Genomic DNA, 12,510 nt, shown 5'->3' on the forward strand with positions numbered 1-12,510 from the left:
GCCGATGATGACGAATCAAATTCACCGCCATCACAAACAACATGATCAAGACTCATATTCTCGGCTTTCCGCGCATGGGCGCGCAGCGCGAGCTGAAGCAGGCGCTGGAGCGGCATTGGCGCGGCGAGATCGATGCGCAGGCGCTGGAGGCCACCGGCCGGGCCTTGCGCCAGCGGCATTGGGCGCTGCAGATCAAGGCCGGCCTGGCCTTCGTGACGGTGGGCGACTTCGCCTACTACGACCAGGTCGCCAACCATATCCAGCTGTTCGGCTGCGAGCCGGCGCGCTTCGGTTTCTCGGGGCAGGAGGCGCCGCTGCAGCGCTATTTCACGATGGCGCGCGGCATCGCGCCGACCCAGGGCCACGAGGGCTGCACCCACGCCCCGGCCGAGACCTTCGCGCTGGAGATGACCAAATGGTTCGACAGCAACTACCACTACCTGGTGCCCGAGTTCGATGCCCAGACCCGGTTCAGCCTGCAGGCCGAACGATTGCTGGCCGAGGTCGACGAGGCGATCGCGCTGCCGGCGGCGGTCAAGGTCGTGCTGCTGGGCCCCGTCAGCCTGCTGTGGCTGGGCAAGTCCAAGCAGGCCGGCTTCGATCGCCTGGACCTGCTGGAGCGCCTGCTGCCGGCCTATGCCGAGCTGCTGAACCGGCTGGCGGCGCGCGGCGTCAGCTGGGTGCAGCTGGACGAGCCGGTGCTGGGCCTGGATCTGGACCAGCCCTGGCAGGACGCACTGCGCCGGGCCTATGCGGCGCTGGCCCACAGCGAGCAGCAGATCCTGCTGGCGAGCTACTTCTCGTCGCTGCAGGGCAATCTCGCGCTGGCCTGCGAGCTGCCGGTGGCCGGCCTGCATATCGATGCGGTGCGCGCGCCCGAGGAGATCTTCGCGGTGGCGCGCCAGCTGCCGCGCGAGCGCGAGCTGTCGGTGGGCATCATCGACGGCCGCAACATCTGGCGCAGCAATCTCGACCAGGCCCTGGCCCTGCTGCGCGAGCTCAAGGAGCTGCGCGGCGGCCGGCTCTGGATCGCGCCATCCTGTTCGCTGCTGCATGTGCCCTTCAGCCTGCGCGAGGATGCCGCGCTGGATGCCGAGCTGCAGAGCTGGCTGGCCGGCGCGGTCGAGAAACTCGATGAGCTGCGCGTGCTGGAGCGCGCGCTCTGGGGCGACCAGGCCAGTGTCGCCGCCGAGCTGGCGATGCCCGCGCGGCCCTGGCGGCGCGCCGTCACAGCCCGCGTGTGCGCAATGCGGCGGTGAGCCAACGCCTGGCCGCGCTGCCGGCCGATGCCGACCGGCGCCGCTCGCCCTTCCCGGCCCGCCAGGCGGCGCAGCAGGCGCGCCTGAAGCTGCCGGCCTACCCGACCACGACGATAGGCTCATTCCCGCAGACCGCCGCGATCCGCGCCGCCCGCGCGGCCTTCAAGCGCGGCGAGCTCGACGCGGCCGGCTCCCGCGCAGCGATGCGCGCCGAGATCGCGCTGGCCGTGGCCAAGCAGGAAGCGCTGGGCATCGATGTGCTGGTGCATGGCGAGGCCGAGCGCAACGATATGGTCGAGTATTTCGGCGAGCAGCTCGACGGCTTTGCCTTCACCGCCAATGGCTGGGTGCAGTCCTATGGCTCGCGCTGCGTCAAGCCGCCGCTGCTGTACGGCGATGTCGCGCGCCCCGAGGCGATGACGGTGGACTGGAGCGTTTACGCGCAAGGCCTGACGCCCAAGCCGATGAAGGGCATGCTGACCGGCCCGATCACCCTCCTGCAATGGTCTTTCGTGCGCGACGACCAGCCGCGCTCGAGCACCGCGCTGCAGATCGCGCTGGCAATCCGCGACGAGGTGGCCGATCTCGAGGCCGCCGGCATCGCCATCATCCAGATCGACGAACCGGCCATCCGCGAGGGCCTGCCGCTGCGCCGCGCCCAGTGGCGAGAGTATCTGGAGTGGGCGGCCCGCGCCTTCCGCATCTCGGCCAGCGCGGTGCGCGACGAGACCCAGATCCACACCCATATGTGCTATTCGGAGTTCAACGACATCCTGCCGGAGATCGCCGCGATGGACGCCGACGTGATCACCATCGAGACCAGCCGCTCGGACATGGAGCTGCTGCGCGGCTTTGGCGACTTCAAGTACCCCAACGAGATCGGCCCCGGCGTCTACGACATCCACTCGCCGCGCGTGCCGTCCAGCACCGAGATGCTCAGGCTGATGCGCAAGGCCGCCGAGGTGATGCCGGCCCGGCAGCTCTGGGTCAACCCGGACTGCGGCCTGAAGACCCGGGCCTGGCCCGAGACCGAGACCGAGGCCGCGCTGCGGCGCATGGTCGAGGCCGCGATGACACTGCGCGCCGAGCTGGCCTGAGCGCGCGCGCTCAGCTGCGCTGCAGGGTCTTCAGGCTGCGGCCGCGCCCCGGCAAGGCCTTCAGGTATTTGAAGGTGCCGGTGGCATGGGCGCAGAGCTTGCCGTCCTCGCCCAGCACCGAGCCTTCGCAGAAGGCCATCGTGGTGGAGCGGTGCAGCAGTTTTCCGATGGCCCGCAGCTCGCCCTCGCCGGGGCGCATAAAGGACGTCTTCATCTCGATGGTGACGACGCCGGGCCCGAAGCCTGGCTGATCGCGATGGATGCTGCGCGCCGCATGGGCCATCGCCACATCCAGCAGTGTCATGATGACCCCGCCATGCGCCACCTCCCAGGAGTTCAGGTGCGCCTCCTTCAGGTCCACCCGCAGCTCGGCCTCGCCCTCGCCCATGCTGTGCAGCTCCAGGCCCAGCTGCTCGACAAAGGGGATGTGAACGGGAAATTGCAGCGGCGGCGGGGGCTTTTTACTCATCGTCGATCAGGTTCCGTGAATGGCCGAGACGCCGCCATCGACCGCCAGGATCTGGCCGGTGATGTGCTTGCCGGCGCGCGAGGCGAACAAGAGCGCGGCGCCCTTCAAGTCTTCATCATCGCCGATGCGGCGCAAGGGGGCGTGCGCGGCCAGGGTCTCCTCGCCGATGCTGGCCAGCAGGCCCTTGGTCATCTTGCTGGGAAAGAAGCCCGGCGCGATCGCGTTGACCGTGATGCCGTAAGGGCCCCACTCGCCGGCCAGCGCACGGGTGAAGTTGACCGCCGCGCCCTTGCTGGTGTTGTAGGCGATGGTCTTCATCACCGAGGAGTTGCCCGACAGGCCGGCAATCGACGCCACATTGATGATGCGGCCATAGCGACGCGGAATCATGCTCTGCTTCGCGGCCTCCTGGCTCATCACGAAGAGGCTGCGGATATTCAGGTTCATCACCTTGTCCCAGGCCTCGACCGGGTGTTCCTCGGCCGGCGCGCCCCAGCTGGCGCCGGCATTGTTGACCAGGATGTCGATCTGGCCGAGCCGCTCCATGGTCTGCGTGACGATGCCGCGCGCCTGGGCCTCGTCGGCCGCATCGGCGGCGATCCAGCGCGCGTCGATGCCACGGTCCTGCAGCAGGGCCACGGCCTCCTCCAGATCGGCCGCCTTGCGCGAGCTCAGCACGATCTTGGCCCCGGCCTCGCCCAGGCTCTCGGCGATCTGCAGGCCCAGGCCACGCGAGCCACCGGTCACCAGGGCCACCTGGCCCCTCAGGTCGAACAGTTCTTGGATGCGTTGTGTCATTGCTTGTGTCTCCACCAGGGTATCGCTTGAATCAGAACCAGCCGTCCCGCATCTCGCGGCACAGCGCTTCGCGGCTGCCGACCACGCCCAGCCAGGCATCGATCTTGGGCAGCTCGTAGGCGTAGAAATAACGGGCGGCGGCGCGCTTGCCCTGGGCAAAGTCCGAGGGGCCTGCGGCGCTGAGGCTCAGGTCCAGCCACAACCAGGCCAGCACCACATGGCCGAAGGCCTGCAGATAGGGCGTGGCATTGGCCAGCGCCTCTTCGGGCACGCCGCTGGCCCAGGCATTCTTGGTGGCGCGACCCAGCCGGGCCAGCGCGGCCGCGAGCGCATTGGCCTGCTCGGCCAGGCTCGGGTCTTGCAGCGCAGACTCGATCGTCCGGTTGATACGCGCGGCCAGCACCAGCAGCGCCGAGCCGCCGTTCATCACCACCTTGCGGCCCAGCAGGTCCAGGCCCTGGATGCCGTGCGTGCCCTCGTGGATCATGTTCAGGCGGTTGTCGCGCCAGTACTGCTCGACCGGGAAGTCGCGCGTGTAGCCATAGCCACCCAGCACCTGGATGGCCAGCGAGTTCGCTTCCAGACACCATTCGCTGGGCCAGCTCTTGGCGATCGGAATCAGCACCTCCAGCAGCTGGCGGGCCTCGGTCGCCGTCTCGGCGTCGGCGGTGTGCTGCTCATCGACCAGGCGGGCGCACAGCAGCTCCAGCGCCAGCCCGCCTTCAACATAGCTCTTCTGCGCCAGCAGCATGCGCTTCACATCCGCATGCTCGATGATGGGACGCTGCGGCGCCGCCGCGTCCTTGCCGGCCGGCCCGACCGGGCGGCCCTGCGGCCGCTGGCGGGCGTAGTCCAGGCTGGCTTCGTAGCCGGCATAGCCCAGCATCACCGCGCCCAGACCGACGCCGATACGGGCCTCGTTCATCATATGGAACATGCACTTCAAGCCTTCGCCGGGCTGGCCCACGAGATAGCCGATCGCGCCGGACTTGCCGCCCGGCTTGTACCGACCCTCGCCGAAGTTCAGCAGGCAGTTCGTCGTGCCGCGATAGCCGAGCTTGTGGTTGAGGCCGGCCAGCGCCACATCGTTGCGCTCACCGGTCAGCTCGGCGCGCTCGTTGACCAGGTGCTTGGGCACGATGAACAGCGAGATGCCGCGCGTGCCGGGCACCGTCTTGCCATCCGGGCCGGGGATCTTGGCCAGCACCAGATGGATGATGTTCTCGGTGATCTCGTGCTCGCCGGCCGAGATCCACATCTTGTGGCCCTTGAGCCGGTAGCGCGGCCCCAACGGGTCATCACCATCGGGCTCGGCCCGGGTCGCCACATCGGACAGCGAGGAGCCGGCCTGCGGCTCGGAGAGGCACATGGTGCCGAACCAGCGGCCGGCAAACTCGTTCCTGGCGAAGACCTCGCGCTGCAGCGCCGTGCCATGCGCCATCAGCAGATTGGCATTGCCATTGGTCAGCATCGCATAGCCGCCCATCGCGACACTGGCCTTGCTGAAAAAGGCATTGGCCGCCATCTCGATCACGCAGGGCAGCTGCATGCCGCCGAGCTCGTAGTCCTGCGCGGCGGCCAGCATGCCGGACTCGATATAGGCCTGCATCGCCGCATGGGTGCTATCCGGCAGCCGCACGCGCTCGCCATCGAAGTGCGGCTCCTGCGTGTCGACCAAGCGGTTGAAGGGCGCGAACTTCTCGCGGGCGATCTTCTCGCAGGTGTCGAGCACCGCATCGAAGGTCTCGCGCGAGTGCTCGGCAAAGCGCTGACGCGCGCTCAGCTCCTGGACCTTGAGCCAGTCGTAGAGCAGGAATTCCAGGGTCTGGCCCAGCGCTTGACTCTTCATCGCGCCCTCCTCGCTAATTGGCCTGGGTCACGGCCATCGTGCCCGAGGCCTTGACGCAGAGTTGGCGCTGGCCGTCGACCATCACCGCATAGACCTCGGCCTCGGTGAACATGATCTGCCGGCCGGGCTTGAGCACCCAGGCCTCGCAGACCAGCTTGTCGCCACGCGCGCCACGCAGCAGATTGGTCTTGAACTCGGCCGTCAAGATCCAGTGGCCGGCCGGCGTCATGGTCTGCGCGGCCGCGCCCATGCTGTGGTCGGCCAGCGAGGCCAGCACGCCGGCATGGACCACGCCGGTGTGCTGCAGATGGCGCGGCGCCAGCAGCAGCTCGGTCGTGACCCGCCCCTGCCGCACCGCCACCGGCTCGACACCCAGGTCCACCATGAAGGGTGCGCTGCGGAAGAAGCCGCGCAGGGTATCGAGGTCGATGTTCACAGCACCTCGAACACGCCGGCCGCGCCCATGCCGCCGCCTATGCACATGGTCACGCACACCTTCTTGGCGCCGCGGCGTTTGCCTTCGATCAGCGCATGGCCGGTCAGGCGCTGGCCCGAGACACCGTAGGGATGGCCCACCGCGATCGCGCCGCCGTTGACATTCAGGCGGTCCATCGGGATGCCCAGGGTGTCGGCGCAGTACAGCACCTGCACCGCGAAGGCCTCGTTGAGCTCCCACAGATCGATGTCGGCCACCGTCAGGCCCAGCTTCTTCAAGACCTTGGGCACCGCGAACACCGGGCCTATGCCCATCTCGTCGGGCTCGCAGCCGGCCACCGCAAAGCCGAGGAAGCGGCCCAGCGGTTTCAGGCCATGGCTCTCGGCGTACTGCTCGCTGACCACCACGCAGGCGCCGGCGCCGTCGCTGAACTGGCTGGCATTGCCGGCCGAGATCAGGCCGCCGGGCAGGGCCGAGCGCAGATCCTTGATGCCGTCATAAGTCGTGCCTTCGCGCAGACCTTCGTCGGCCGAGATCGTCACTTCCTTGCTCATCAGGCCCATCACCTTGTCGGCCACGCCCATGGTCGTCGTGACGCTGATCATCTCGTCGGCGAACTTGCCGGCGGCCTGGGCGGCGCAGGCCTTTTGCTGGCTGGCCGCGCCGTACTGGTCCATGCGCTCGCGGCCGATGCCGTAGCGCTTGGCCACCTGCTCGGCGGTCTGCAACATGCTCCAGTAGATCTCCGGCTTGTGCTTGACCAGCCAGGTGTCGGCATACATATGGCGGTTCGCTTCGTTCTGCACGCAGGAGATGCTCTCGACACCGCCGGCCACATAGACATCGCCTTCGCCGGCGATGACGCGCTGCGCGGCCATCGCAATGGTCTGCAGGCCCGAGGAACAGAAACGGTTGACGGTGACGCCCGACACCGTGATCGGCAGACCGGCGCGCAGCACGATCTGGCGCGCGATATTGCCGCCGGTCGCGCCCTCGGGCGTGGCGCAGCCCATCAGCACATCCTCGATGGCGCCGGCCTCGATGCCGGCCCGCTCGACGGCGGCCTTGACGGCATGGCCGCCCAGGGTCGCGCCATGGGTCATATTGAAGGCGCCCTTCCAGCTCTTGGCCAGCGGCGTGCGTGCGGTGGAGACGATGACTGCTTTGCTCATGATTGCAACTCGCTAGGAAGGGGGTTAGGAGAAGGACTTGCCTTCGGCCACAAGACGGGCCAGCAGCGGCGCCGGCTCCCAGAACTTCGCGTCGTCCAGCGGGTTCTTGGCAAAGCGCTTCATCGCCTGCACGACATTGAACAGGCCCACGGTGTCGGCATAGCACATCGGGCCGCCGCGCCACAGCGGGAAGCCGTAGCCGGTCAGGTAGACCATGTCCACGTCCGAGGCGCGCTGCGCAATGCCCTCTTCCAGCAGATGGGCGGCCTCATTGACCAGCGCGAACACCAGGCGGTGCACGATCTCCTCATCGCTGATCTGGCGCGGCGTGATGCCCAGCGCAGCGCGGTGCTTGTCCAGCATCTCGGCCACCACCGGTGACGGGATCGCGTCGCGCTTGCCTGTCTGGTAGTCGTACCAGCCGGCCTGGGTCTTCTGGCCGTAGCGGCCCAGTTCGCAGAGCAGATCGGCGCTCTTGGAGTAGCGCAGATGCGGCTTCTCCTGGTAGCGGCGCTTGCGGATGGCCCAGCCGATATCGTTGCCGGCCAGATCGCCCATGCGGAAGGGGCCCATCGCGAAGCCGAACTTCTCGGCCGCCTTGTCCACCTGGGCCGGCGAGCAGCCCTCGTCGAGCAGGAAACCGGCCTGGCGGCTGTACTGCTCGATCATGCGGTTACCGATGAAACCGTCGCAGACGCCCGAGACCACGGCCGTCTTCTTGATCTTCTTGGCCAGCTGCATCACGGTGGCCAGCACATCCTTGGCCGTGGCCGCGCCGCGCACGACCTCCAGCAGCTTCATCACATTGGCCGGGCTGAAGAAGTGCATGCCCACGACATCTTGCGGGCGCTTGGTGAAGTTCGCGATCTTGTTGACGTCCAGCGTCGAGGTGTTCGAGGCCAGGATCGCACCGGGCTTCATCACCTCGTCGAGCTGCTTGAACACCGCCTCCTTGACACTCAACTCCTCGAACACCGCCTCGATGACCAGATCGGCGCTGCCGATGTCGGCGTAGTTCAAGGTGGTGCTCAGCAAGGCCATGCGCTGCTGGTACTTGTCTTCCTTCAGCTTGCCCTTCTTGACCTGGGCCTCGTAGTTCTTCTTGATGGTCGCGACACCGCGGTCCAGCGCTTCCTGCTTGGTCTCGAGCATCGTCACCGGGATGCCGGCGTTCAGGAAGTTCATCGAGATGCCGCCGCCCATCGTGCCGGCGCCGATCACGGCCACCTTCTCGATCTTGCGAGCGGGCGTGTCCTCGGGCACATCGGCGATCTTGCTGGCGGCGCGCTCGGCGAAGAAGGCGTGTCGCAAGGCCTTGGATTCCGGTGTCAGCATCAGCGCGGCAAAGCCCTCTCGCTCGGCCTTCATGCCGTCCTCGAATTTCATCTTGACCGAGGCCGCCACCGCTTCCAGGCAGCGCAGCGGCGCCGGGAAGTTCTTACTCATGCCGCCAACCATATTGCGGGCGAACTGGAAGTAGGCCTCGGGGTCGGCATGGCGGGCTTTCAGCTCGCGCACCTTGGGCAGCGGACGCTTGTCGGCCACCTCCTGCGCAAAGGCGATCGCGCCTTCAAGCAGATCGCCCTCGATGATCTTCTGGAACAGCTGCTGCCCCGGCACCTGGGCCAGCAGCTCGCTGGCGACCGGCTCGCCACTGACGATCATGTTCAGCGCGGGCTCGACCCCCAGCGCGCGCGGCAGGCGCTGCGTACCGCCGGCGCCAGGCAGCAGGCCCAGCTTCACTTCCGGCAGCGCGATCTTGGCGCCTGGCGAGGCAACGCGGTAATGGCAGCCCAGCGACAACTCCAGGCCGCCGCCCATGCAGACCGTGTGGATCGCGGCCACCACCGGCTTGCTGCAGTTCTCGACCACTGCGATCAGGCTCAAGAGGTTCGGCTCGGCCAGCGCCTTGGGGCTGCCGAACTCCTTGATGTCGGCGCCGCCCGAAAAGGCCTTGCCGGCCCCGGTGATCACGATGGCCTGCACGGCCGCATCGTTCTCGGCCTGCTCGATGCCGGCGGCGGTGGCCTTGCGGGTGTCATAGCCCAGTCCGTTGACCGGCGGGTTGCTCAAGGTGATCACGGCGACATTGCCGCGGACTTCGTAAGTAGCTGTCATGCTGACCTCTTGCTCGGGGTGATCGGGGCGGGGACTACAAATAGAACGGTCGTTCGATTCTAGGCATGTGCCCCGACGATGATCTGTCCCTGTCGTGACAAAGTGCTTTGGGGGCTTGCTGCGGCTGTGCTTACAATGCAGGCCGACGCCATCGAAACATCGACGACGTCACCGCCGATTTACCAACTACTTGCGGGCGGACTACAAATGCGGCTAAAGCGTTGCGGCTCCGCTGCCCCGGGACCGGCAAACGCCGGTGACACCCATGGGCAGCGGAGTTTTTTCGTCATGCATGAACTGGCCAGCTTTGATCGCCTGATCGCTCGCTCACATCCGAGCCTGAGCCCCTTGAACAAGCCCGCCGCGCGCCTGCTGCGCGACCCCGAGGGTCAGGTCGTGAGCACGCTCGCCAGCGGCCCGGATCTGGCTCGCCGCATTCTGTTCGCCGCCCATCGCGTCGCCGCCGGCGACTGGCTGGGCCTGCTGGCCGACGAGAACCGGGCCCGTGGCCTGCAGCAGGCCTGGCGTCTGGCCCTGCTGCGCGCCGAGCGCCACGGCCAGCCCCGCACCCTGCGCGATGGCGGCCCGCTGTGGCTCAGCCCCGCCCTGCCCGGCCGCCCCGGTCTGGCCCCGGCCCTGCTGCGCCAGCAGGTCGAGGCGCTGGCGCTGCGCCAGCTGTGGCAGCAGGGCTGGCGCTGGTAAGCAGCGCTAGGGTATGTCCCGGGCTGGATCGGCGCAAATTACAACACCGCCTCCGAGCCTGCGAACGGCATCGCCAGGGTAGATTCAGGCATGGGCGACCCATGCGTCGCTCGCGGACTGGATGAACGCTAGCGATGAATGGCACCGTACCCAGCGATGTGGATCTGGCCCTGCTCGATGCCGCCTATGCCCGCAAGCCCTTGAATGTCGGCATGACGCTGGCCGTCACGCTGGCGATGGGGCTGCTGCTGTGGCCGGTGCTGGCGCCCCAGGCGCTGCTTGCGGGCTGTGCGGCTTTGCTGGCGAGCTCGCTGTGGGGGCATCTGGAATGCCGCGCCTATCGTCGCGCGGCGCTGGGCCAGTCGAATCTGCGGCGCTGGCAGCGGCTGTTTGCGCTGCAATCGGCTGCAGCCGGGCTGGCCTGGTCGGTCGCGCCGGTGCTGACGATGGCGACACGGCCCGACGGGGACAGCCTGGCACTGTTCGTCGGCATTCTGCTGGGGGTCAGTGCGGTCGCGATGAATTCGATGGCCGGGCAGCGCGCGGGCATGTTCGCCTTCCTGCTCGGCACGCTGCTGCCGACCGGCCTCGTTGCCGGCCTGGCCGACGCGCCGGCCCAGCGGCTGGTGGCCCTGGTGCTGGCCAGCGCCCTGCTCGCGCTGCTGGTGGTCGGCCACCAGTCGCATCTGGCGCTGCGCCGCCTGATCGAGACCGGGATGCGGCTGCAGGCCAATCTGGACGCCTCGCACGATGCCGTCGTGGGCATGGACGACAGTGGCCGCATCACCGACTGGAATCGCCGCGCCGCCGAGCTGTTCGGCTGGACTTCAGCGGAAGCCATCGGGCGCATGCTGGACAGCACCATCATCCCCGAGCGCATGCGCGAAGCCCATAGGCAAGGCCTGGCACGCTATCTGGCCACGGGCGTGCCGCGTGTCATGCACAGGCGCGTCGAATTGCCGGCGCTGCACCGCGATGGCCGCGAGTTCGTCGTCGAGATCGCGCTGAGCCCGCTGGGCAGCGGGCCCGCCCGCAGCTTCACCGCCTTCCTCACCGACATCTCCGAACGCAAGGCTGCGCAGGAGAGGCTGGCGCTGTTCCGGCGGGTGTTCGATGCCAGCACCCAGATGATCAGCATCGTCGACGGCGAGGGCTACGCGGTCTATCAGAACCAGGCACACCAGGCCGGCCTGGGCTATCGCGACGAGGAGATCATCGGCCAACACTTCTCGCTGACGGTGGCTCCCGAGGCCCTGGCCGCCTTTCGTGCCGAGATCGGCGTGGCGATGCGCAACGGCCTCAGCTGGACGGGCCAGTTGCTGCTGCAGCGCAAGGACGGCAGCCGCTTCATCGCCAGCAAGCACATCGGCTTCATCAAGGACGAGCAGGGCCGCGTGCAGTACGCCTTTGACATCTTCTACGACTTCAGCCCGGAACTGGCCCGGCGCGAGGAACTGGCGGGCGCCAAGGAAACGGCCGAGCGCGCCAGCATGGCCAAGTCCGACTTTCTGTCGAGCATGAGCCACGAGCTGCGCACGCCGATGAACGCGATCCTCGGCTTCGCCCAGATCCTCCAGTACGATGGCTCGCTGCAAGCCAGGCAGCTTGATCAGGTGCAGGAGATCCTGCGGGCCGGCCGGCATCTGCTGGATCTGGTCAACGAGGTGCTGGACCTGGCCAAGATCGAGTCCGGCCATCTGCAACTGGCGCTGGAGCCGGTCCCGCTGGCCGCCGTGGTCGACGACTGCGTGCAGCTGATGCAAGCGCTGGCCGCGCCGCGCCATATCGAGCTGCAGACCCAGCTGCCGCTTGACGCCGAGCTGCATGCCGATCGCACCCGCGTCAAGCAGATCCTGCTGAACCTGCTGTCGAATGCCATCAAGTACAACCGCGACGGCGGCAGCGTGCGGCTGACGGCCGAGCCGGCGCACGGCAGGCGCTGGCGCATCAGCATCAGCGATACCGGGCGGGGTCTGTCGACGCAACAGATCGACCAGTTGTTCCAGCCCTTCAACCGCCTGGGCGCCGAGCAGGGCAGCATCGAAGGCACCGGCATCGGCCTGACCATCACGCGCCGGTTGACCGAGCTGATGGGCGGCAGCGTCGGCGTGCAGAGCACGCTCGGCGAGGGCTCGACCTTCTGGCTCGAACTGCCAAGCCGCTCACGGCCGACGCCGGCCGCCACAGAGCCGCCTGCGGCAGCGGCCATGCCCGCCGTGCCGCTGCCCAGCCACAGCGTGCTCTGCATCGATGACAACCCCGTCAATCTGCGCCTGCTGGAGCAGCTGCTGACGCTGCGGCCCCAGATCCAGGTGCTGACGGCCAGCAGCCCCGCCCAAGGCCTGGCGCTGGCCTCGGCGCAGCGACCGTCGCTGATACTGCTGGACATCCACATGCCCGAGATGGACGGCTATGCGGTGCTGGCCGCGCTGCGCGCCGACCCGGATCTTCAATCCATCCCGGTGGTCGCCGTCAGCGCCAGCGCGATGCCGCAGGACATCGAACGCGGGCGCGTCGCAGGCTTCAACGACTACCTGACCAAGCCGCTGGATCTGGGCAATTTTCTGCATGTCGTCGACCGCTGGCTGAGCCGATAGCCATCCCCGCCGG

8 protein-coding genes and 1 pseudogene are annotated in these 12,510 nt (G+C 67.8%); 3 read left to right on the top strand and 6 right to left on the bottom strand.

Annotated elements, in window-relative coordinates; translation table 11 throughout:
- The first annotated feature begins 41 nt into the window (after positions 1-41).
- Positions 42-2,356: pseudogene (gene metE, locus O5M90_RS08680) on the top strand (5-methyltetrahydropteroyltriglutamate--homocysteine S-methyltransferase).
- A 10-nt stretch (positions 2,357-2,366) separates the two neighbouring features.
- On the opposite strand, the gene O5M90_RS08685 reads toward metE, so the two are convergent.
- From O5M90_RS08685 to O5M90_RS08710, 6 genes are read right to left on the bottom strand one after another with little or no spacing between them, the layout of a single operon-like run.
- Positions 2,367-2,825: a PaaI family thioesterase gene (locus O5M90_RS08685; RefSeq protein ID WP_137944594.1), complete on the bottom strand. Its 459-nt coding sequence runs from the start codon at positions 2,823-2,825 to the stop codon at positions 2,367-2,369.
- Positions 2,826-2,831: 6 nt separating this feature from the next.
- Positions 2,832-3,623 carry an SDR family oxidoreductase gene (locus tag O5M90_RS08690; protein WP_137944593.1) on the bottom strand — a complete coding sequence of 264 codons (792 nt, stop codon included), beginning with the start codon at positions 3,621-3,623 and terminating at the stop codon, positions 2,832-2,834.
- A gap of 31 nt (positions 3,624-3,654) precedes the next feature.
- Positions 3,655-5,472, bottom strand: coding sequence for an acyl-CoA dehydrogenase (locus O5M90_RS08695; protein WP_440401967.1), 1,818 nt, complete (start codon positions 5,470-5,472; stop codon positions 3,655-3,657).
- A 13-nt stretch (positions 5,473-5,485) separates the two neighbouring features.
- Positions 5,486-5,908, bottom strand: coding sequence for a PaaI family thioesterase (locus O5M90_RS08700; RefSeq protein ID WP_269838860.1), 423 nt, complete (start codon positions 5,906-5,908; stop codon positions 5,486-5,488).
- On the bottom strand, positions 5,905-7,080 hold the full coding sequence (locus O5M90_RS08705; protein WP_262969783.1) for an acetyl-CoA C-acyltransferase: 1,176 nt from the start codon (positions 7,078-7,080) through the stop codon (positions 5,905-5,907). The genes O5M90_RS08700 and O5M90_RS08705 overlap by 4 nt, the downstream gene beginning before the upstream one ends.
- 24 nt (positions 7,081-7,104) lie before the next feature.
- Positions 7,105-9,198: a 3-hydroxyacyl-CoA dehydrogenase NAD-binding domain-containing protein gene (locus O5M90_RS08710; RefSeq protein WP_440401968.1), complete on the bottom strand. Its 2,094-nt coding sequence runs from the start codon at positions 9,196-9,198 to the stop codon at positions 7,105-7,107.
- Between the two features lie 288 nt (positions 9,199-9,486).
- Here O5M90_RS08710 and O5M90_RS08715 point away from each other — a divergent pair, with 288 nt between their 5' ends.
- Together O5M90_RS08715 and O5M90_RS08720 are read left to right on the top strand one after the other, a co-directional pair.
- Complete coding sequence (locus O5M90_RS08715; protein WP_269838858.1) at positions 9,487-9,900, top strand: hypothetical protein; 414 nt, start codon at positions 9,487-9,489, stop codon at positions 9,898-9,900.
- 134 nt (positions 9,901-10,034) lie between these two features.
- Positions 10,035-12,497, top strand: a complete 2,463-nt coding sequence (locus O5M90_RS08720; RefSeq protein ID WP_269838857.1) for a PAS domain-containing hybrid sensor histidine kinase/response regulator — start codon at positions 10,035-10,037, stop codon at positions 12,495-12,497.
- Positions 12,498-12,510 lie beyond the last annotated feature (13 nt).

The organism is Paucibacter sp. M5-1 (assembly GCF_027498415.2).
GTDB lineage: Bacteria > Pseudomonadota > Gammaproteobacteria > Burkholderiales > Burkholderiaceae_C > Roseateles_E.

What these genes read in the sequence shown, in the direction of transcription:
- O5M90_RS08690 (WP_137944593.1), bottom strand. Translation starts at nt 3,623, where the DNA reads ATGACACAACGCATCCAAGAACTGTTCGACCTGAGGGGCCAGGTGGCC.
- O5M90_RS08705 (WP_262969783.1), bottom strand. Translation starts at nt 7,080, where the DNA reads ATGAGCAAAGCAGTCATCGTCTCCACCGCACGCACGCCGCTGGCCAAG.
- O5M90_RS08710 (WP_440401968.1), bottom strand. Translation starts at nt 9,198, where the DNA reads ATGACAGCTACTTACGAAGTCCGCGGCAATGTCGCCGTGATCACCTTG.
- O5M90_RS08685 (WP_137944594.1), bottom strand. Translation starts at nt 2,825, where the DNA reads ATGAGTAAAAAGCCCCCGCCGCCGCTGCAATTTCCCGTTCACATCCCC.
- O5M90_RS08695 (WP_440401967.1), bottom strand. Translation starts at nt 5,472, where the DNA reads ATGAAGAGTCAAGCGCTGGGCCAGACCCTGGAATTCCTGCTCTACGAC.
- O5M90_RS08715 (WP_269838858.1), top strand. Translation starts at nt 9,487, where the DNA reads ATGCATGAACTGGCCAGCTTTGATCGCCTGATCGCTCGCTCACATCCG.
- O5M90_RS08720 (WP_269838857.1), top strand. Translation starts at nt 10,035, where the DNA reads ATGAATGGCACCGTACCCAGCGATGTGGATCTGGCCCTGCTCGATGCC.